Source organism: Candidatus Hydrothermales bacterium, assembly GCA_039630235.1.
In the GTDB taxonomy this organism is placed as follows: Bacteria; Hydrothermota; Hydrothermia; order Hydrothermales; family JAJRUZ01; genus JBCNVI01.
Map to the genome: position 1 here is coordinate 1 of JBCNVI010000032.1, position 951 is coordinate 951.

General features: G+C 29.0%; 1 protein-coding gene. It reads left to right on the forward strand.

Annotated elements, in window-relative coordinates:
- The coding region (locus tag ABDH49_09140) for an ABC transporter ATP-binding protein (GenBank protein ID MEN3047106.1) at positions 1–810 on the forward strand (810 nt) is incomplete at its 5' end.
- Positions 811–951 lie beyond the last annotated feature (141 nt).

The window sequence follows — 951 nt, forward strand, 5'->3', positions numbered from 1 at the left end:
ATATCTACCTACAATAGAACACTTGCGTTTTTAAAAATAGTAGACGAACCCAAAGGAGGAAGCAAAATTTTTAATAAATTAGAAAGTAAGATAGAAATAGTAAATCTTAATTTTTCACATAGAAATCATAAAACACTTAAAAATATAAACTTAACGATAAATAAAGGCGAGAAGATTGCTATAGTTGGACCATCAGGTGCAGGTAAAACAACACTTATTGAAACTATAGCGGGCTTATTAAAACCTACTTCTGGAAATATTTTAATAGATGGAATAGAATTATGGGAATACAATATAAATAGTTATAGAAGTAAAATAGCATTTGTGCCACAAGAACCATTTTTATTTGAAGGAACTATATATGAAAACTTAACTCTTGGTGAGAATATAGAATTAGAAAAGATAAAATATGCATGTAAATTAGCTAATATTAGTGATTTTATAGAAAGTTTACCAAATGGATATTTTTATAAATTAACTGAAGGGGGATTAAATGTTTCTGGAGGTCAAAGACAAAAATTAACTATCGCCCGCGCTATATTAAGAAATCCTGAAATTATATTACTTGATGAACCTACAAGCAATATTGATATTGAAAGCGAAGAAAAAATTATAAAAGCATTAGAAACTTTTTTAGTTGACAAAACCGCAATAATAATTACACATAGATTAAGTTTATTAAATCTTGTTTCAAAAATTGTAGTTATGAAAGATGGAACAATCTTAAATATAGGCAAACATCGGGAGCTTTATGACAGGTGCGAAATCTACAGAAGTATTGTAGAAAAGCAATTTAATTTGACGATTTGAACTATTACTTTTTGAGCTTTAAAATTTTCATGCTTAACAACTAGCTGTATGGAAGTTGGGTAATATACCTCAGAGGTCTTAAAAAATCTTTTATGGAGGGTTTGATCCTGGCTCAGGGTTAACGCTAGTAGCGTGCCTTAG